We start from the raw sequence: 18,670 nt of genomic DNA, 5'->3' as shown, positions 1-18,670 counted from the left end.
AGATCTGTGTTGCAGGAGCCTTATTGGTTCGCCGGTCGCTAAATGACCGTAAGAGGGAGCTGAAGGGTGAAGGTACTTCCTTGACCGGGTTGAGATCGCACCGACAATTCCCCGCCATGGGCCTGGACCACTTGCTGGCATAAATGCAGTCCTAGGCCGTGACCAGCGCGATTATGCTGGGTCTGTTTAAACCGCTCAAAAATCTGAGCTTGGTCCGCTTCGGCAATCCCCACGCCGGTGTCTTGAATTTCAATGAGAAGGTGTTTCGGATCGGAGGTACTGGATACGGTTATAGAACCCGTGTCCGTAAACTTGATGGCATTGTTGATGAGGTTGGTGATCACCCGGCGTAGCTCCATGCGATCGCACCTCAGTTCCCGCACCTCGGTCTGCCAGTCGCAGGTTAACTTCAGTTGTTTTTCTAAGGCCAGGGGATTGAGTTCTGTGACCACCTCAGTGATCAGTTCCTGCATATCAACGGCAATAAAACTGAGTTTCTTTTCCCCCAGTTCGTAGCAGTAGACCTCTAGCAAAGTGTTGAGCATCTGCAGCAAATTTTGGTTGCTGCTGCTAACGCCCGCTAGGGCTTCCTCTACTGCTGGGGCGATGTCTCCAAATACCCCTTGGCGAACCAAATCCACCATGCGATCGCAAGCAATTAACGGCGTCCGTAAATCATGGGTGAGGCAAGAGATAAAGTTCTCTCGCTGATCGATGGACTGCTTGAGACGCAGAAGCGATCGCACCCGCGCCTGCAGTTCCTCTAACTCCACAGGTTTACGAATAAAATCATCCGCCCCGGCATCCAGTCCCTTGACCACGCTTGAGCGCTCATGGGCTGAAATCAGCAGAATAGGAATATAGGGTAGCTGAGGGTCATTGCGGATCTTTTGGGTGACTTCATAGCCACTCATTCCCGGCATCATCACATCCAAAATCACTAAATCAGGCTGGGCTTTTTGGATTTGCGCCAGCGCCACCGGACCACTATCCGCCAATTCTATTCGGTAGCCCGCACTCTCCAACATCATTTTGAGCAGCATCAAATTATCTGGCAGATCGTCAACGGCCAGAATATAGCGGTTCAATAATTGTATAGATGAGGCAGCAGGTGGCATGAGCTTGACTAATGGTACGTTTGCAAAAAGATCGGTCAGTCATGTTGATACCAGCAAGATGGCTCAGCTCAAATCATAGGGGTTTTACCCTCCCATTGGGAGCTTCTTTGGCGTGAATCGGCAATTGAACAACAAATGTTGTCCCTTCACCCAGTTGGCTTGTAACTGAGATTTTTCCTTGCATGGCTTTGACCAGAGAGTCTGTAATCGCAAGCCCCAATCCTGTACCAGGATGACCACGGGTCAAGGATTGATCAACTTGGCGAAACGGTTCAAAGATAGCTTCCAAATGCTCTTGAGGAATCCCCATTCCAGTATCTTGAACTGAAAGTTCGACTTGGTTTGTGTTGGGTTGTCTGACAGATATGGTGATTCCGCCAGTCTTGGTGAATTTTATAGCATTGGAAATTAAATTAACCAATATTCGACGCAGACATTCAGGATCATTGTTTATCTGTAAGGTGTGCAGAGATTCTGGAAGATTAGCTTCCAAAGTAAGGTCTTTATCTAAAGCAAGGGGTTGAAGTTCTTGAATGGTAGACAGAACAAGCACAGAAAGCTGGAAGTCATTGGGATGAATCTCTAAACGGTTGGCCTCAATTTTAGAAAAATCCAACACTTCATTGACCATGCTCAAGAGGTTACGGCTATTGTCAAAAATCCGCTTAACCATGTCTAACTGTTGTTCACTTAGCGGGTCGGGGTACTGACGTATGAGTAACTGAGAGAAACCCATAATTGCATTCATAGGGGTTCGTAGCTCGTGGGAGATGGTCGCAATAAACTCAGATTTGAGGCGATAGGCTTCAATGAGTTCTTGGTTCTTAGATTCAATCTGGGCCCGCTGCATAGCAAGTTCTTCATTTTGCTGGCGTAGTTGATTATTCGTCCTCCATAGTCTTTCACTGGCAATACGAGCAGCCTGTTCTGCTCGGTGAAGGCGGATAGCCCCCTGAACACTTCTAGCTAGAGTAGATGGTGCAATCCGGGCTTTTGACAAATAGTCTGCTGCGCCAGCTTTCATGACGTCTACAGCAACCTGCTCATCTCCTTGCCCCGTGAGCACTACTAATGGTGTATCAATTTCAAGGTGACGTATATGTTTTACCAGTTCCAAACCGTTCTGATCAGGTAAAAAATAATCAACTAGGATACAGTCAAACTGACTAGTCTTTAAAGTGGCTTGCGCAGATTCACTATCTTCAGCTTCTGAAAGATCAACCACTAAATCGGTTTTCAGCAAAGCCCGACGGACTGCCATCCGATCAACTGCATCATCATCAACGACTAGTATTTTTAGAGTCTCGTCCATCAGTCAAATCAAAGCATTTCACAAAGGGTCCAGTACTTATTGAGTGTGGCCATCACATCCGCAAATTTGGAGAAAGTAACGGGTTTGAGAATATAACCGGCCACATTATGGTTGTAAGCTTCGATGCGATCGCGATCCTCGTCTGAGGTGGTCAACACTATCACAGGCGTCGATTTAAGTTCTGGATCGTTGCGTATCGCTTCTAAAAATTCCAACCCATTCATTTTGGGCATGTTGAGATCAAGCATGATTAAACGTCGAGATTTGGGTACTTGGGCGGATTCTCCATCTTGTCCCCGAAGCATGGACAGTGCTTCCAAGCCATTACCAGCAACATACAAGGGATTTGTAATTCTCGCCTTTTTGAAAGCTCGCTGGACGTTCATCACATCTACTTCATCGTCTTCTACCAATAAAATATTGAGCGTTTTATCATTCATCTCCCTTTTATCCAACTTGCAACATGAGTTAAGTGCTCAAGAAGATATTTTTCTAAGGCTCTTCTAGATTACACAATGATTTCTTTTACTCACATCTATTAAAAGGAAGAGATTCCAAATCTCGTTTTGCATAACGCCTTCTGATATTGGGCATTGGTTTCTTGGGAAATACTCACTTTAGCCATGTGAAGTGAAAGGTCGATCCAGCCCCTAGCTGCGACACCAACGTAATCGTTCCCCCTTGTGATTCAACGATTTTTTTGACGATAGCCAGGCCAATACCAGTGCTTTCAAAGCTATCCCGTGCTTTTAGCGTTTGGAAAATATTGAACACTTTCTGATGATATTGAGGATCAATCCCCGGACCATCATCTTTTACTGAAAATTGATAATGGTTTCCTTGATCTTGAAACATAATTTTGATCTTGCCACGATCTTGATTATGATGTTTAACTGCATTGCTGATTAAGTTAGAAAAGACTTGTAGCAACGGTAATTCCTGAGTCATCAAGCATGGCAATTCTGGATCAATCTGCACTTCCATACTGTTAGGTATATTGAGAGAATTGATGATTTCGTTTACTAACTGTTTCACGTCAACCTTTTGACTGGGTTGATGTAAACGACCTGCTCTAGAATAAGATAATAGTCCGTTGATCAAATTTTCCATCCGCATCACACGACTGCGCAATAAAGTCATTTGGTTACGGGCTTCATCAGTGAAATGATCTTCAAGATCTTCTTCGATCCACTCAGAAAGATTAGCGATCGCTCTCAGGGGGGCTTTCAGATCATGGGAAGTCACGTAGGCAAACTGGTCTAATTCTTGGTTGCGTTTTTCCAGTTGCTCAGTAGTTGCCGTCAAGTCAGCATTTAATTGGATCAACTGATTCGCTTGGACTTTGAGATTCGCCGCTGATTTCTCCAGTTCTGTAATATCGTGAATGGTACCTTTGGTACCAATAATACAACCATCCATATCAAGAAAAGGGACTGCCCTAATTTCTAACCATCGTCGTTCCTGGGCTTTGGTCAAAATTTCAATTTTAAAGTTGATAAGGCCTTCTGCTTCATGGACTAAATCATCGAATAGGGCTTGCCACTTTAGCTGATCCGTTGGAGCAGGGATTAGCTTTTTAAGGGACTTTCCTAAGCTTTCGCTGATCTCATATTCCGTGATCTCTGTCCAAGCTGAGTTAAGAAACGTCCAACAGCCATGGGTATCTGTTTGAAAGATCACTTCTTCGACACTGTCTATCACAGTACGATATCGCTGTTCACTCTGGCTTAGAGCAGCTTCAGTTCGCTTTCTTTCCGTAATATTTTCAAAAGCTACTCCAATACAGTGATCCGGGAGAGGAAAAGCTTTTAGCGAAAAAATTCTGATTTCGCCACTAGGTTGTGTCAAGGTCACATGGTCGAAAGTTTGGGATTGCTGAGCCTCAATTACTTCTAACAGAGATACAAGAACATTGGGATTATGCTCAACGAAATCAGGAAAAACTACTTCCATCCGATGGCCAATTTTACTCTGTAGCTCTGTTTCCAACAGATTTTCTGCAGCTGGGTTAGCTGCCACCAGTTCTAATGCTTCAATTGTCATCAAATCGGGGGCCTTCCAAACCAAAAAACCAAGTTGGATATTGTGAATGATTTGTTCGTAGAGCTCAATGGCAGCTTTGGTATCTTCAGCTTGCTGACGAGCAGCTTGCTCTTGAGTCAGTAACAGTTCTTTTTGACGATTAGCTGCTGCTAGCTGAGCAGTTCGGGCCTTGACCCGTGACTCTAAATCTTGGTTAAGCTGAGCCAGTTGCTGCTCCGCTTGCTTTTGTCGCGTAATATCTTGATGGGACCCAATCATTCGTATGGGCTTCCCATCATCATTCCATTGAGTCTGGCCCCGGGCCAAAATCCACTTGATGTTACCATCTCTACATCGCATCCGATACTCAGCTCGGTAGAGAGAGCCATTGTTCTGTAGGTGGGCTTCAAGGGCAGCAGCAACGTCTTCAAGGTCATGGGGGTGAACCAACTGTCGCCAGCCCTCAAAGCTATTTTCTACCTCATGATCTTCATAACCCAGCGTCTGCTTCAACTGAGGCGACATAAAGGCTTCGTTAGTGACAACATCCCAATCAAATAGACCATCTCCTGTACCTTGGATGGCAAGCTGCCACCGGTCTTCGCTTTTACGCAACTCCAACTCAGCGCGTTTACGTTGGGTGATATCCTGCATAGCCACGACAGCGCCGAGTTTTTGACCATCTTTGGCGTAAATTGGATCACCATTGGCCAGAATCGTCCGGGGAATGCCTTGTTTCGGCTTAATCATTATCTCGGCATCTAGGACGGATTCTCCTTTCAGCGCCCTGAAAAGGGGAATATCATGCTGAGCCAGGGGAGATTTACCATCTGCTTCATACAGATCGTAGTAGTCTGCCCACTGCTCAGCGGGGATTGTACAAAGGGGGAGTCCATGTAGCGCTTGGGTTGCTTGGTTGAAGAGTGTCAATACTCCTTGAGCATCACAGGCAACGATGCCATCAGACAGATTATCCAGAACGGCCTGTAAAAATTGCTGACTATAATCCAGTCTAGATTGTAATGGAGTGGCAGTGTCAGTAACCTGTACCGTTCCAACCCATCCAACCAATTGTTTTTGATCATCCCAAAGAGGCTCACCCTGAACTATTGCAGAGCCAAGATTACCACTGCTCAAGCATAGACTGGTAGACATCGAAAATGCTTGCTGCTTATCACAAGCATTTTGCCATTGTTGACGACTATATTCCCGCTCCCTCTCCGCTACTGATTCCCAAAAAGCATCCCCTAAACTATCAGCAGGTAAACGCCCTGTTAGGACTTGCCATTGAGTACCGAGCCAATTGACTTTACCTTGATAACCTGCTTGCCAAACCACTGGAGATATGACCTCCAAGTCTTTCTGAATATTATTAACGGAGTCAGATGATGATAAGGGAGGAGGGGTGATGAGTGGAGAGTCGGAGGTCATATTATCTACAAGGCACTACTCTAAATACGGGCTTTTTCAGATCGCTTCGATAATATCCATACCGCATGGATGGAGCCCGGAATCCAACCCACTATAGTCAAGGCAATATTGATGACTAAGGTGATGCCTATTCCTTCATTTAGGAAAACACTTACAGGGGGTAACAAAATTGCAAGAGCGACATTGAGTAAACTCATCGTTTTTATCCTACAAATAGTTTATTTATTTTTATCATCTACCAATGCTTGGCAGACATCATCTATCTGTAGACTGACTTCTAATCAACCTCGCAAACTAGAAGTCAAGATGTAGGGCGTTGACTCACTGGTTGGCTACCGTATTCACTCTGCCTTGAGGATGATCAACCTTGACTATCTTTGTCCTTAAGGTAGATTCCTATGAGATTTATATGCTCGTAAGCTCATAACTAAATATAGCGATTGCTGCTGATTCCAGCAGTATCAACTACCCATTGAGGAAACAGCTTATGTTAGCTCGATATGATTCAAAAAATGTGCTGATAGGGTCCGCATTAACGCTCCTAGCCACCGCCCTCAGCCTATTAGTGGTGGACATCATTTTCCCAGGCATTAATCTCTCATCCTTTCCCGCTGCCTTGATTGGTGGAGGCGCTATCGGCGTAGTGAATGCTGTTGTTAAGCCCGTCATCTCACTCTTGTCTTTACCCCTAACATTCTTGAGCTTGGGGGCCTTTTCGCTAATCGTCAATGGCTTTTGTCTATGGTTAGCCGCTTTATTTGTGCCTGGATTTAAGGTCAGTGGGCTCCTATCCTTCCTTCTGGCTCCGGTCCTGCTCTCCTTCGTCAACACATTACTCAGCAAATATTTCAGTGAAAAATTTCCGAGTTATGTGACTGAAGATCAATAAATCGTCTGATCCAACCGACTCAGTATCACATTTTTCTCATGATTAGTTTGAAGCAAACTTGGCGACTTCTCAAGGCCACTTTTACAGAATGGAAAGAAGATAAATCCTCTCGCCTGGCAGCAGCCCTAGCCTACTACACTGTGTTTGCCCTGGCACCACTATTGATGATTGTGATTTTGGTGGCCAGTTTTATTTTTGGTGATGAATCCAAGACTGTGGTGATTGACCAATTCCAATCTTTGGTCGGCCGCCAGGGGGCTGAAACGATTCAAACTGCCATTGAAAATACCAGTCAGTCCCAAGGTGGGAGTACGGTGGCATCGATTTTTAGTCTTGTAGCTTTAATGTTCGGTGCCTCCGGGGTGTTTACCCAACTTCAGGGCGCTTTGAATACCGTATGGGAAGTGGAAGCTAAACCTGGCAAAGGTATCTGGGGATTTCTCCGCCAGCGCTTCTTATCCTTTGGCATGATCCTAGGAATTTGTTTTATCCTGATGGTCTCGCTAGTGGTGAGTGCTGGACTAGCTGGCTTTAGTGCCTATATCAATCGCCTAGTGCCGGGTTTAGGCATAATCGGTCAAATTCTAAACCTGGCGATTTCCTTCGGGGTTTTCACGCTCCTATTTGCCCTGATTTATAAGGTTTTACCCGACGTCAAAATCACATGGAAAGATGTTTGGGTGGGTGCTGGGATTACGGCCTTACTGTTTGCAGTTGGAAAGTTCGCCCTAGGGGTTTACATCGGCAATGGCAGTGTAGGGTCAACCTACGGGGCAGCTGGTTCTGTGGTTGTACTGCTGGTGTGGGTCTACTACTCAGCTCAGATCCTCTTCTTTGGGGCCGAATTTACTCAGGTCTATGCCCGAAAGTATGGGTCGCAAATTGTCCCTGATCAGCATGCTGTTCCCGTTTCAGATCAGGTCAGGGCAAAGCAAGGTATGGGAAACTCCCACCGGCGCCCAAAGACAGACCAGCCAGATTATCCCTATCGATAATCACCAACAGATAGAGAGCAAAGAACTCCGCAAGGGGTTCTTTTTTTTGATAAAAAAGCAAGACAAACTCCGGGTTCTGAACCCTATACATCTGTACCTCAGGGTAGATGCAGCCCTTTTATCCGCTGCCTATAGTTTTATCAATCTGTTCGTTTCTATAGCGCTATGAATCTCTCCGGCAAACCCATATCCTACTGGCTTGACTCATCAAACACGACCACTTTCCCTGTTCTAAACGAAGCTGCTCTGGTAGACGTTGTGGTCGTGGGGGGTGGGATAGCGGGCCTCACTACTGCCTGGCTATTAAAACAAGCGGGCAAAAGCGTGGCCGTTCTGGAAGCTGGGCGGATTGCTCAAGGGGCCAGCGGACATACTACGGCTAAGGTGACGGCGTTGCATCAGCTTATTTATGCGGATCTGATTCAAGAATTAGGCGAGGATAAAGCTCGGCTGTATGCAGAATCCAACCAAGCGGCCCTGGATAAAATCATCCACCTGATCCAATCTGAGTCGATTGACTGTGATTTTAGTTTCCAAGATGCTTACACGTTTGCTGAATCTGCAGATCAGTTGGATGCGATTAAAGACGAAGTGGATGCAGCGCTTAAACTGGGACTTGCCGCTACCTTTGTCCAACAAACTCATCTTCCTTTTCCCATCGCCGGGGCGATCAAGTTGGAGCGTCAAGCCCAATTCCACGTTCGCAAGTATTTACTCCACCTTGCTCAACAGGTTGCGGGCGAGGGTAGCTATATCTTTGAGCAAACCCGAGTTCACACGGCATCTGAAGGGATGCTCTGCACCGTCAAAACTGAAAGAGGAAAGATTCAGGCCCAAGATGTCGTGATCACCACAAATCTTCCCATCTTGGATCAAGGGCTCTTTTTTGCTAAAACTTTTCCCAAACGATCCTATATCGTCGGGGCTTGGATCAGTTCTGAACGGGCTCCCGCAGGTATGTTTATCGGAGTGGGGGATGATTACCGCTCTATTCGCACAACTCCTTACGAAGACGGTCAACTCCTCCTCATTGGGGGTGAAGGCCATAAAGTTGGCAGTCGCTCAGATACGGAGTCGGCCTACCAGGCCCTCGAAGCTTATGGTCGCGAGCGGTTCAACATTGATACCTTTGACTATCGTTGGTCGAGTCAGGATGTGGTGTCCTTTGATAAGTTGCCCTATGTGGGCAAACTGACTCCCCTCAGTAACCATATCTACGTGGCGACAGGATTCAGTTTGTGGGGAATGACCAATAGCATGGTGGCCGCGATGGTCCTAACAGATAAGATTTTGGGGCGTCCCAATCCCTGGGCTAAACTTTACGACGCTACCCGAGCGACGCCGTTTCTGACCCGGACCTCTATGGAAGAAAACTTGGATGTGGGTCGGCATTGGCTGGGCGATCGCATGAAGGCATTGCAAAAATCCTCCCTAGCAGACGTACAAAAAGGTGAAGGCGCACTTCTGACGGTGGATGGCAAGCAAATTGCAGTCTATCGAGATCATGAAGGTAAATTAGAGATTGTCTCGGCCACCTGTTCCCATCTAGGGTGCATTGTTAACTGGAACAGTGCTGAAAAAAGCTGGGATTGCCCCTGTCATGGCGCTCGCTTTACAACCGCAGGCAAAATCATTTGTGGCCCTGCAGTTCACGACCTAGAACAGCATCCGTTCCAATAATTGCAACGCTCAGTCTTGAACTCGCCTTGCCTACAGCTGCCACTGAATAAACCGAACTAACCCCCCGAATAATCGATGCCGCCACCAAGAACGGTGCTGCCAATCTTTCAAGCTCATGCCTTGACTTTGGGCGAACGCCGTTTCAAATACTTGCTCAACGGATTGTTGCAGCATGGGGTCCGCCGTAGAAAGATCCAGCTCTTCATTGTGGAAAAAGCTGCGGGGGTCAAAGTTTGCACTGCCAATATTCACCCATTGGTCGTCCACGAGCAGCATCTTGGCATGGGTCATGTTGGGAAGATACTCATATATTTCAATGCCATTTTTTAGCAAATCGCCGTATAGCTCATACGCGGCATAATAAACGTATTTTTTATCTATATTGCCCAGGGTCGAGGTCAGGATGCGTACATCCACGCCCGATTGTTTGGCCTCAATCAAGAGTTCTCGGGAATTACGATCTGGAATTAGATATGGGCTCGCTAACCAAATTCGCTGTCTGGCAGCCACAATGGTATTTTCTTTCAAGGCCCGAATAGGAGAAAAACGATAGGTAGGATTGTTGCCAGGCGTCACTAACATCAATCCTTTATCCTGAACGGGGTCCGCCCGAAACGTCTCGGCCCTAAGATTGGCTTCTCCCCCACTGTATGTCCAATGCTGAATAAACATCCCTTCTAAAACGGGAACGATTTCACCTTCTATGCGCACCTCAATATCTAGCCAGGGGGACGTTTGATCATCCCCATCCCAATGATCAGAAATGCCAGCGCCACCGATCAGGGCAACCTGACCGTCAATAAGGAGCAGTTTACGGTGGGTGCGACCTGCAAAATTAGAAGGGGCTCGCCAGTCAAACCGATTAAAGAACACGACCCCAACCCCTGCCGCTCGTAGTCGCTGCCAGTAACGTTTGGGTAACGTGTTGGCACCGTAGGCATCAATCACAAGTTGCACTTTAACCCCCGCGCTGGCGCGTTCGGCCAGGGCGGCTGCAAAATCATTGGCCCGGCGTCCCGGTGTCATAAAAAAGGTTTCAAAGTGAATGGTGCGCTGAGCAGCACTGATGGCTGCTAACCGAGCAGCTTGGATCTGATCGGGTTGGGACCAGAACTGGGTGATGGTTCCAGAGGTCATCAAGGAGGTAGAAAGACTGGCAAGCACCGTCGAAAATCTCGGTTCTGCTGGGCTAGGGCCATCTTTGACTCGATACTTAACAGGTGCGCGAAAGGCCCCTCGAATATACAGGCTAACGAATATCACCCCGGTACATCCGAGGAGGACCCATAACAGCGATCGCAAAACCAAAATTAGCGTCGACATATTGACACCACTGATAGCCAATGCATCAGTCTCTACGATTTACAAAGCATCATTAAACATTAGCTGATAACTATTTTGGGCAAAAGCTAGCCAAGAACTCGGAAAACGCCAAACAGCATCACCGCCAGATAGATACCATAAATCAAAATCAAGACGGCAACTTCTCGCAGGCTAAAGCTGTAGTTGGGGGTCCCCCATTGTACAAAGCCTGCATAGAAGCATCCTAGAATGATAACGAAGGCTAAGTTGACTGAAAATAACTGGATATCTTTGATAGGTAAGGACACCATAGCTAGGGGAAACAGTGCCAGAGTCATGGTTACCGTATTATCAGCTATCACGCTAGTTGTTGCTGCTGTTACCTGCCCACTCTTAGCAACACTCCAGGTGGCAAATACCTCCGGAGCAATACTCAAGGTCGAAGTGATAAAAAGCCCCCCAAGGATTTGAGAAATCTGCAAAATCTCAACGATCTTCTCTGTAGCTGTCACGGTTAGATAGGCTCCCCCTGCTAAAACGACGACTCCCAAAATAGAAACTATTAATTCTTGGCGTTGCCAACGCACCGACTGGCGTTTTTGCCGTTTTCTGAGAATGGCTTGTCCTACATAAATTCCATACACCAGCAGCATAATCCAGCCATCGATCGGCTGTAGACCTTGCCAAGGTTCCGGTAACAGCAGTATTGCTGCCAGGAGACAGATAACAACGTAGGGGATTGCCTGGACAGATAAGGCCTCGGATTTAAGTTGTAAAACTTTTCGATTGGACCAGTTTTTCATGAAGGACGAGGTCTTTCCTTGAGAAGCGATGTAAGCCACCCCGACAATGACAGGCACCGAGATAATATTGCTACCTAGTAGATTGCCTAAGCCAATGTCTGATAAACCCTGTAGGGCGCTAGCTGTATTAGTACCAATTTCAGGACTGGCCGTGGCCAATGCAACTAAGGCTGCACCTGCTGCTTCATTCAGCCCCCACTGTTTTCTCAGTTTTTGTAAAGGGTTAGCCAGTTGATCAGCGCCCCAATGGGCAGCCCAGACAGAGGCTAGAAGTACTAAGGTCCAAAGAATTAGATTCATAACGCCTACGAAGCAGCAAGAAAGATTGATTGTATAAAAACAGTTGTTTTAAGTAGTTTGACTTGTTCTAATCCTTTAGATTTCTACCCTTGTTCGCAACTACCAAAAGATAGATTTGCATGCAGACTTTCTGACACAGAATGGCAGATGATAGCTATTTCTAAATACCTAACAACGTTGGGTCATAAGAATTTCGACCATAACTAAATAAACATGTTCACATGTACATCTAATTTTTCAGTCTTTAGACATATTCACGACTGACCCTTTGATAGAGGAACGAAATTAGGGGTTTCTGATAGTTTGAGAATGTGATAGCCAAGGGGAGTAAGAAGTGCCCTAACTCCACAATAAGGGGCTCTCAATTCTTCAGAAGCTATAAGTCAACACTTTCAAAATCTTTGACTAACCCGTACTTAAACACATTGCAATTTTATTCTTGCATTACTAAATTGGAGGTAACTTATGAATTGGAAACCCTTAATCGCCTTACCCATTGCGGCAGCAGCAGTCGTCTCAGTGCAACACCCAGCTATCGCAGCCTCTGAAACGACTGAAATCATCCAAGAATCCACCAAGATTTTTCAGGAGATGATGATTAGTTCAGAAACGCAGATTGCTCCAGAGGTTCTGCGCCGTAGCCGAGCTGTCGCGATTATCCCTGATATTACTCAAGCCGGTTTTATCGTCGGTGCCCGCCGAGGAACTGGTGTGATGCTGACCCGCAACGCAAATGGAACATGGGGTAATCCCGCCTTTATTAACGTCACAGGTGGGAGCTTCGGCTTGCAATTTGGTGCCAAATCCAGTGATTTAGTGCTGGTTTTCCCTAATCAAGAATCAGTAGATGATGTCTTAAGTGACGGCTCAATTGAACTTGGCGGCAACGTAACTGGAACAGCGATTGAAGAAGAAGGTACTGCGGCTGAAGTACTCCAGGATGAAGATGGCAGTGACCCTATTTACGTCTATTCCCGTAGTCGGGGACTGTTTGGTGGCGCTGCATTTGAAGGGGCAGAACTCGGATTTAACGATGGCCTCAATCGCGAATTGTATGGCCGCCCCATCAGTGCTAGCGAGATTTTTACGAGTTCCAGGTTGCCAACGCCCCAAGCTATTTATCCTCTCAAGGATAGTTTGTTCAAGGCCCAACAGTAAGGAGTTTCACTACTGACGGATGCTTACGGGCTGAGGGGTTAAGTTCCACTCCCCCTGCTGATTTACAGTTCTATTTCCCATTGACTTCCAAATAAAGGAGGCAAAATTCCTATGGAATTTTACGTTCCCACCCTCAAACGGTCTGTTGAGGCCCAAGCCCTCAAACAAACATTATTAGCTGCAGAGCCTGCAGCCACGATCAATATTGATGTCGATCAACAATTGGTCGTCATTCACTCTGAGGCTTCTAAAGAAACCTTCCAGCAGATAATTACTGCGACTGGTCATCAAACCCAATAACAGATTCCAGTAACTAAGTTTCTATAGAAAAGCTAATTCGATATTGGAGATCTTCCACAATGAAATTCCCACAAAAAAACCGAAAAAAATTGATGCCGCTGGCACTTTTACTACTGCTCATTCCACTCTCTTCTTGCCAAATTGAGAAAGAGCAAGCCGCACAGCTTCCAGATGTCGATGTCGATGTCGATCCAGGCCAACTTCCTGAATATGATATCAAAGGTCCAGACGTTAATATTGGGGTCACAGAGCGGACGGTTACCGTTCCTAAAGTAGTCGTCATTCAAGAAGAAGAGACTGTAAAAGTTCCCTATATTGATGTTGATGTCCCTGGTACCGATCGAGAAGAGCGAACGATCACGACGGAAGTTGAAGTTCCATCTGGGGGATATACCTTAGATATTCGCAATGTTGCAGTTGTCAATGATCAGCTCTGGGTTGTGTCTGAGTTAAATGAGACAGACCCCAATGCGCCAAAAAAATCTGTTCGTGTCTCGGACCGAGTGGTGCTCAATGCCCCGGACATGCCTGTTCGCCATTACATCGTGGGGGAACGTCCGACCAAGGTTTTTAACGAGCAATATACGTTCATCAGTGACCGTACTCAAATTGCGTCTCAGCTCGATTCAGGCCGTGTTCTGTATGGGGAACAAGCGGGCTAGATTGCTCCCTCATCTCATTTCAAGAACAGCTCTGAATAGGAATTTAAGGTAATGGCCCCGTTTTACAGCAATAAAACTATCACGATTAGCCTATTTCTCGCCGACAGATGGTGGATGACGGCTCTGCGGGGCTTGCTTGCCATTCTCTTTGGTCTAGCCATCATGATTTGGCCCGGTATTTCCTTGGCAATTCTCCTAACCCTATTTGGTATTTTTTCTCTGTTTAGCGGTTGCCTACTCTTACTGATTGCCCTCCAGGGGCGAATGGTGGAAGGTAACTGGATGATTATTTTGGAAGGCTTTCTAGGAGTTGGTTTAGGGCTATTAACCCTCTTTCGTCCTGAGACAACAGGGCTCTTTCTGCTACTACTGGTGGCAGTTTGGGCCATTTTAACTGGAATTTTTCAAATCGGAGTTGCCCTGCGACTGCGCCGAGACATTGATAATGAGTGGTTACTTCTGTCAGTAGGAATTGCATCGGCCCTATTTGGCTTGTTATTGGCGCTTCGTCCTGTGGCCGGCGCAACTGCGATGTTGTGGTTGGTGGGTGCCTATGCGATCGCATTAGGCATACTGCTAATCGTTTTAGCCTTCCGACTAAAGCGGTGGCGTAGACAAAAACTTAAACTCCAAATCGAACGCAGTCTAGATCAAGAGTTTTAACCCAAAATCTAAACATCAAACTGCAGCCTCACCCCACTGAGACTGGCTCAGTTTGCCATGCAAATTTTTACTGATACAAATCGGAGGTTATTGATGAAAAAACTTTCCAAACTTCTAACGGTAACAACTTTAGCGACCCTCCCCCTGCTTCCAGTAGTTGCCCGTGCCCAACCCCCAGTGGCAGCGACCATCAAACCCAACTATGAAATTATAGATCCACTCTTTCTAGGGCGGGCGCAAAATTTAGCACGCCAAGCAGCCATCAAAGTGAATGGTGGGTTATCCAACTATCGTCCAGCCTCTGCTGCATTTGGTCCTGCCATTGAGTCACCCCATATTCAAAATGACAATGGCACTATCACTTTTATTATTCAGGGTGGCGCTGTGGGGTATGCGGTTCCCACCCAAGAAACGGTGGTCACAGTTGCTCCCAATAATTCCGTAGTAGTGGACTATAACGGTCCCATTCGAGCAGCCAACATCGGTGAGCCAGTTCCGCAAAAATCTCCTGAATCTGGGATTGGTGGAGACACGTTTTTGATCCGGGCTCAGAATCTTGCACGTCAGACTGCGGTCGAACTCAATGGGGGCTTAGAGGACTACCGTCCCGAGTCTTCTATGTTTGGTCGGACTGAGAACACCCCCTATGCAAAGAATGCCGATGGTAGTGTCACCTTTACCTTTACTGGCAGCCCTCCTGATGCTTCAACCCCTGCGGTGCAATCCATCATTACTGTGACTCGGAATAACACTGTCACCGTCAACTACAACGGTCCCATCCAATAATTGATCTTTCCCTGTGGTTCCGCATAAGGCCCACAGGGGCTTTCCTAACCATGTCATCCCCAACTATCTTGAGTACCAATCTCAAACAACATAGTACCGAAGCACTCAAGTGTCACCTGCAAGAGATCCTTACCGCTCAAGCGGGTTACTCCCTCAAGCAAAGGGTCGACTCGACAGATCATGCGTTAACGACCATCTTTCAAGAACTCAGATTACGGAATCCTCTCCTTCAACCTGAAGATCAAGTGCCCGTCATGCTGGGCACTTGGACGCCGATCTGGACCACCATTCCCTACCAAGATACTTTGCCTGGTCGAATTAAAAATCAGTCTTACCAAATCTTTCATGACGACGGATTCTATGCCAACATTGCCCGCTATGCCCCCGGCCACTCCAAGCTTTGGCAGCGGATTTCCAACCTGCTAGTTGCCCTTGACTTGATGGTTATCCAGAAGTTCGCTGTACGCAACCATCAATGGGATATCCAAAATATTGCCATCAAGCAAACCCTGCGATGTCGGACCCAGATGCTGACCCCTCAACGTGCCGATGACTGGTTTACAGAGGTTGTGGCGAGGTTATCCCATCAACCAGAAACGCAAACTATTGATCGGTCCATCGACAAAAGCACTACAAAAAAGCTGCAAACAGCTTTTCAAGCCCAACCTAAATTTGAGCATCTTTACATCGATAATGATTTTCGATTGGTGAAAACACGCCGGGATAACAAGCAGCGCTACTCCTACACCCTGGTCACCCGCCGTCTCCAAAATCCCTCGATTTCAAGCTCGCATTGAGTTAGATTGAAGCGTTAGATAGTCATCGGTGAATCAATATAAACCATTGGTTCCGGCATCGTAAAGCGCAGTCCATACGCTAGCAGTTCTGTGCTGATCGTTTCGTTGGCCAACTCGATTAACAGCTTTCTGAGTCGTAGAGAATCTTCGCTAGACCCCATAATAAAAAAATTCACTCGCGCCCGAGTATTCTTTTCCTCAGTCTGGGAGAACCGAACTCTCGTACTGGACTTGTCCACACCACCAAAATTATCGATACTTTCCACAACAATGCGCTTGACCAAAGCCTCCTCACTGGTTTTCAAAACCTGAGGAAAGTTGAGAAACAGCATGGCCATCACCTTTTTACCCCGAGTAATATTTTCAATTTCTTTATTGGCCATAATCGCGTTTGGTACAACATAGACCGTATTCCGAGCAACTGTGCGAATTTTGGTGGAACGGAGGCCAATGGATTCAATCCGACCATAGACATCTTCATTGTGGGGATTGAAGTTAACGCGGATATACTCCCCCGGCAGATAAGGGCGGTCCAAGTACAGCTCAATCGTACCGACCAGTTGTTCTAGGGCTTCCTTGGCAGCAAACGCCACCCCTACCCCTCCTAGTCCAATGCTGGCGGATAGAGCCAACAAGTTTAGCTCCAATCCCTGAGCAAAAATCACCACTGAGAACAACACAATCAGGATATTGACTAAGGTTTCAATAATCAACACCAGCTCATTCACTTCAACTCCCAGGCGCTGTACCAAATTCACCACGTACAAGCGAATCACTCGCTGGGCCAATCGAGAGGCTAACCAGGCCATACTGATGGCTAAAGCCAGATAAATAAACAATCCCAAAAACTTATAAAACCCTTCATACCGCCGTAGCAAGTTAGCGCATAAAGCAATAAAACCAAAGGTTCCCGTGGTAATCAGAGAGTTGCGAACGGGCCGAATAAATTCTCCATAGGTTTTCGAAATGCCTAAGGGAATAAAGCGATTGATCAGTCTCAGTAGCCACCAAATCAAGAAGGGCAATATGCGACCTACAAGGGGGGAAAGGACAACACCAACGGCAAATAACCCTACTCTAAGCCCCAGTTCTATTAAAAATTCCCGTAGGCTACCGTCCACTTCAAAGGCTTCTAGGAGGATGCGGGTAAGGTCTGCCATAGGTTAAAGATTCATGGGTTGAGAAATATCGAGGGTTTTTTCTTCTAAGTTGAAGGCAATCCCGTACTCTTGGAGACGATCCACAATGTTATCCTGAGCAATCTCTAGTAGATTCCGCCGCAGCTCCATGGAGTTCTCTGCCGCCCCCAAGATAAAAAAGATGATTTGGGCCTGGACGACCCCTTCCCTCAGGGTTTGGGTGATATCTTCAAAGGTGACCTGGGTGAGACGATGATCGATGCCCAGGATATCTCGGGTGCTGTCAAGGACTAGCTGTTCCACCAACGCTTGTTCTTCATCCGGGATGTTGCGGAAGAAGGTGAGTTCTACGATAGAAATCACGCGCCTCGCTCGGGTTAAATTTTCAATACTGGTTTGGGCAAGATTGCTGTTGGGAATAATCACCAAGGTATTTTTACCGGACAGCCTGATTTTGGTGGAGCGCCAGCCGATGGATTCTACCCGTCCCAGGGTCCGATCGGGCAAGTGAACATAGTCATCCACCACAAAAGGCCGATCGATATAGAGGGCAATACTCCATAGAATTTGCTCCAACACTTTTTGGGAGGCAAATGCGATCGCAATACTACCCACCCCCAAACTGGCTGTTAATCCAAAGATGTTTATTTGATGCGCCGTAGCGAAGATAAAAACAATCACCAGAACAATGGCTGCATTGGAGACAAACTTGGCCAAAGTGAGTAGCTCGGTATTAATTTTGGCCTGGTCCTTTAGGGCAATTTCTAGAAGATATCGGTCAAACAATTCATTAAATAGCGTAAAACCGAGAAAAATAATGTTAAGGGCGACTAGCAATCCCAGGGGAAATTCAAGAACCTGAAGTCCATAAGCCCGGGTCATTACTAGAATAATTCCATCGGCGAAGGTTAACAGAACCGTCCACAGCAGCCAATTTTTCTGGGGGGCAATTACGTTTTGATAGACACTTTGGGCTTCCGTCGAAGAGAACCGCTGGACGATCAAGCGAGTCACTTGCGGCAACTTCAGATAGGACATGCCAATGATCAATAGGATTGTAACTGCCGTGAGAATACTGAGAAACACCATCGGCCCTGCCTCTAGGGTTTGTGGGACGCCAATAACGCGGACAAACTTACGGGGAGCCGTCTGTGCAATCTCACCTCCCATTACCCTTAGCCACTGTGCCATCAATCGAGTTACTCCCAGTCCAATTCAGTTCGTACTACGTTCAGCGCTAAGATCCCAGCGCGCTTCAGGGTCTCACTGCCAGTCTAAGGGATGGTTCGAAGATCGGTGCTCAGCGACGGGTC

18 protein-coding genes are annotated in these 18,670 nt (G+C 46.8%); 9 read left to right on the top strand and 9 right to left on the bottom strand.

Annotation, left to right across the window (positions count from 1 at the left end):
• Positions 1 to 38 precede the first annotated feature (38 nt).
• The 5 genes from ON05_RS02405 to ON05_RS02385 form a co-directional block, all read right to left on the bottom strand.
• Positions 39 to 1,118 carry a hybrid sensor histidine kinase/response regulator gene (locus tag ON05_RS02405; protein ID WP_010478409.1) on the bottom strand — a complete coding sequence of 360 codons (1,080 nt, stop codon included), beginning with the start codon at positions 1,116 to 1,118 and terminating at the stop codon, positions 39 to 41.
• A 73-nt stretch (positions 1,119 to 1,191) separates the two neighbouring features.
• Positions 1,192 to 2,430 carry a hybrid sensor histidine kinase/response regulator gene (locus ON05_RS02400; protein WP_010478407.1) on the bottom strand — a complete coding sequence of 413 codons (1,239 nt, stop codon included), beginning with the start codon at positions 2,428 to 2,430 and terminating at the stop codon, positions 1,192 to 1,194.
• An 8-nt stretch (positions 2,431 to 2,438) separates the two neighbouring features.
• Positions 2,439 to 2,870, bottom strand: coding sequence for a response regulator (locus ON05_RS02395; RefSeq protein ID WP_010478405.1), 432 nt, complete (start codon positions 2,868 to 2,870; stop codon positions 2,439 to 2,441).
• Positions 2,871 to 3,042: 172 nt separating this feature from the next.
• Positions 3,043 to 5,883 carry a PAS domain S-box protein gene (locus tag ON05_RS02390; protein ID WP_010478404.1) on the bottom strand — a complete coding sequence of 947 codons (2,841 nt, stop codon included), beginning with the start codon at positions 5,881 to 5,883 and terminating at the stop codon, positions 3,043 to 3,045.
• A 20-nt stretch (positions 5,884 to 5,903) separates the two neighbouring features.
• Positions 5,904 to 6,080 (bottom strand): YqaE/Pmp3 family membrane protein, encoded by a 177-nt coding sequence (locus tag ON05_RS02385; protein ID WP_010478402.1) that lies wholly within the window; start codon positions 6,078 to 6,080, stop codon positions 5,904 to 5,906.
• A gap of 290 nt (positions 6,081 to 6,370) precedes the next feature.
• Between ON05_RS02385 and ON05_RS02380 the strand changes: the two genes are divergently transcribed.
• From ON05_RS02380 to ON05_RS02370, 3 genes are all read left to right on the top strand, one after another.
• Positions 6,371 to 6,772, top strand: coding sequence for a phage holin family protein (locus ON05_RS02380; protein ID WP_010478401.1), 402 nt, complete (start codon positions 6,371 to 6,373; stop codon positions 6,770 to 6,772).
• 38 nt (positions 6,773 to 6,810) lie between these two features.
• Positions 6,811 to 7,767, top strand: coding sequence for a YihY/virulence factor BrkB family protein (locus tag ON05_RS02375; RefSeq protein ID WP_010478397.1), 957 nt, complete (start codon positions 6,811 to 6,813; stop codon positions 7,765 to 7,767).
• A gap of 165 nt (positions 7,768 to 7,932) precedes the next feature.
• Positions 7,933 to 9,447 (top strand): FAD-dependent oxidoreductase, encoded by a 1,515-nt coding sequence (locus ON05_RS02370; RefSeq protein ID WP_010478395.1) that lies wholly within the window; start codon positions 7,933 to 7,935, stop codon positions 9,445 to 9,447.
• A gap of 30 nt (positions 9,448 to 9,477) precedes the next feature.
• On the opposite strand, the gene ON05_RS02365 is transcribed toward ON05_RS02370, so the two are convergent.
• Together ON05_RS02365 and ON05_RS02360 are read right to left on the bottom strand one after the other, a co-directional pair.
• A complete protein-coding gene (locus ON05_RS02365) occupies positions 9,478 to 10,770 on the bottom strand; it encodes a phosphatidylserine/phosphatidylglycerophosphate/cardiolipin synthase family protein (RefSeq protein ID WP_010478394.1) in 1,293 nt (430 codons plus the stop codon).
• A gap of 86 nt (positions 10,771 to 10,856) precedes the next feature.
• On the bottom strand, positions 10,857 to 11,852 hold the full coding sequence (locus tag ON05_RS02360) for a sodium:calcium antiporter (RefSeq protein WP_010478392.1): 996 nt from the start codon (positions 11,850 to 11,852) through the stop codon (positions 10,857 to 10,859).
• 465 nt (positions 11,853 to 12,317) lie between these two features.
• Between ON05_RS02360 and ON05_RS02355 the strand changes: the two genes are divergently transcribed.
• From ON05_RS02355 to ON05_RS02330, 6 genes are all read left to right on the top strand, one after another.
• A complete protein-coding gene (locus tag ON05_RS02355; RefSeq protein WP_010478391.1) occupies positions 12,318 to 13,010 on the top strand; it encodes a lipid-binding SYLF domain-containing protein in 693 nt (230 codons plus the stop codon).
• A 111-nt stretch (positions 13,011 to 13,121) separates the two neighbouring features.
• Positions 13,122 to 13,310 (top strand): hypothetical protein, encoded by a 189-nt coding sequence (locus tag ON05_RS02350; RefSeq protein WP_010478389.1) that lies wholly within the window; start codon positions 13,122 to 13,124, stop codon positions 13,308 to 13,310.
• A 59-nt stretch (positions 13,311 to 13,369) separates the two neighbouring features.
• On the top strand, positions 13,370 to 13,972 hold the full coding sequence (locus ON05_RS02345) for a hypothetical protein (protein WP_262561091.1): 603 nt from the start codon (positions 13,370 to 13,372) through the stop codon (positions 13,970 to 13,972).
• Between the two features lie 51 nt (positions 13,973 to 14,023).
• Positions 14,024 to 14,635 (top strand): HdeD family acid-resistance protein, encoded by a 612-nt coding sequence (locus tag ON05_RS02340; protein ID WP_010478386.1) that lies wholly within the window; start codon positions 14,024 to 14,026, stop codon positions 14,633 to 14,635.
• A 93-nt stretch (positions 14,636 to 14,728) separates the two neighbouring features.
• Positions 14,729 to 15,421 carry a hypothetical protein gene (locus ON05_RS02335; RefSeq protein ID WP_010478384.1) on the top strand — a complete coding sequence of 231 codons (693 nt, stop codon included), beginning with the start codon at positions 14,729 to 14,731 and terminating at the stop codon, positions 15,419 to 15,421.
• 50 nt (positions 15,422 to 15,471) lie between these two features.
• The gene (locus ON05_RS02330) at positions 15,472 to 16,218 is read left to right on the top strand and encodes a hypothetical protein (protein WP_010478382.1); all 747 of its coding nucleotides are present in this window, start codon (positions 15,472 to 15,474) and stop codon (positions 16,216 to 16,218) included.
• Between the two features lie 14 nt (positions 16,219 to 16,232).
• Here ON05_RS02330 and ON05_RS02325 read toward each other — a convergent pair whose 3' ends face one another.
• Together ON05_RS02325 and ON05_RS02320 are read right to left on the bottom strand one after the other, a co-directional pair.
• Entirely contained in the window at positions 16,233 to 17,378 is a 1,146-nt protein-coding gene (locus ON05_RS02325) for a mechanosensitive ion channel family protein (protein WP_010478379.1), read from the bottom strand.
• Positions 17,379 to 17,381: 3 nt separating this feature from the next.
• Positions 17,382 to 18,548 carry a mechanosensitive ion channel family protein gene (locus ON05_RS02320; protein ID WP_236619099.1) on the bottom strand — a complete coding sequence of 389 codons (1,167 nt, stop codon included), beginning with the start codon at positions 18,546 to 18,548 and terminating at the stop codon, positions 17,382 to 17,384.
• Positions 18,549 to 18,670: the final 122 nt, after the last annotated feature.

Origin of the sequence: Acaryochloris sp. CCMEE 5410 (genome assembly GCF_000238775.2) — a bacterium.
Lineage (GTDB): Bacteria > Cyanobacteriota > Cyanobacteriia > Thermosynechococcales > Thermosynechococcaceae > Acaryochloris.
This window is presented reverse-complemented; position numbering and strand designations above follow the sequence as displayed.

What these genes read in the sequence shown, in the direction of transcription:
- ON05_RS02340 (WP_010478386.1), top strand. Translation starts at nt 14,024, where the DNA reads ATGGCCCCGTTTTACAGCAATAAAACTATCACGATTAGCCTATTTCTC.
- ON05_RS02390 (WP_010478404.1), bottom strand. Translation starts at nt 5,883, where the DNA reads ATGACCTCCGACTCTCCACTCATCACCCCTCCTCCCTTATCATCATCT.
- ON05_RS02360 (WP_010478392.1), bottom strand. Translation starts at nt 11,852, where the DNA reads ATGAATCTAATTCTTTGGACCTTAGTACTTCTAGCCTCTGTCTGGGCT.
- ON05_RS02375 (WP_010478397.1), top strand. Translation starts at nt 6,811, where the DNA reads ATGATTAGTTTGAAGCAAACTTGGCGACTTCTCAAGGCCACTTTTACA.
- ON05_RS02355 (WP_010478391.1), top strand. Translation starts at nt 12,318, where the DNA reads ATGAATTGGAAACCCTTAATCGCCTTACCCATTGCGGCAGCAGCAGTC.
- ON05_RS02345 (WP_262561091.1), top strand. Translation starts at nt 13,370, where the DNA reads ATGAAATTCCCACAAAAAAACCGAAAAAAATTGATGCCGCTGGCACTT.
- ON05_RS02385 (WP_010478402.1), bottom strand. Translation starts at nt 6,080, where the DNA reads ATGAGTTTACTCAATGTCGCTCTTGCAATTTTGTTACCCCCTGTAAGT.
- ON05_RS02365 (WP_010478394.1), bottom strand. Translation starts at nt 10,770, where the DNA reads ATGTCGACGCTAATTTTGGTTTTGCGATCGCTGTTATGGGTCCTCCTC.
- ON05_RS02400 (WP_010478407.1), bottom strand. Translation starts at nt 2,430, where the DNA reads ATGGACGAGACTCTAAAAATACTAGTCGTTGATGATGATGCAGTTGAT.
- ON05_RS02350 (WP_010478389.1), top strand. Translation starts at nt 13,122, where the DNA reads ATGGAATTTTACGTTCCCACCCTCAAACGGTCTGTTGAGGCCCAAGCC.
- ON05_RS02330 (WP_010478382.1), top strand. Translation starts at nt 15,472, where the DNA reads ATGTCATCCCCAACTATCTTGAGTACCAATCTCAAACAACATAGTACC.
- ON05_RS02405 (WP_010478409.1), bottom strand. Translation starts at nt 1,118, where the DNA reads ATGCCACCTGCTGCCTCATCTATACAATTATTGAACCGCTATATTCTG.
- ON05_RS02325 (WP_010478379.1), bottom strand. Translation starts at nt 17,378, where the DNA reads ATGGCAGACCTTACCCGCATCCTCCTAGAAGCCTTTGAAGTGGACGGT.
- ON05_RS02335 (WP_010478384.1), top strand. Translation starts at nt 14,729, where the DNA reads ATGAAAAAACTTTCCAAACTTCTAACGGTAACAACTTTAGCGACCCTC.
- ON05_RS02380 (WP_010478401.1), top strand. Translation starts at nt 6,371, where the DNA reads ATGTTAGCTCGATATGATTCAAAAAATGTGCTGATAGGGTCCGCATTA.
- ON05_RS02370 (WP_010478395.1), top strand. Translation starts at nt 7,933, where the DNA reads ATGAATCTCTCCGGCAAACCCATATCCTACTGGCTTGACTCATCAAAC.
- ON05_RS02320 (WP_236619099.1), bottom strand. Translation starts at nt 18,548, where the DNA reads ATGGCACAGTGGCTAAGGGTAATGGGAGGTGAGATTGCACAGACGGCT.
- ON05_RS02395 (WP_010478405.1), bottom strand. Translation starts at nt 2,870, where the DNA reads ATGAATGATAAAACGCTCAATATTTTATTGGTAGAAGACGATGAAGTA.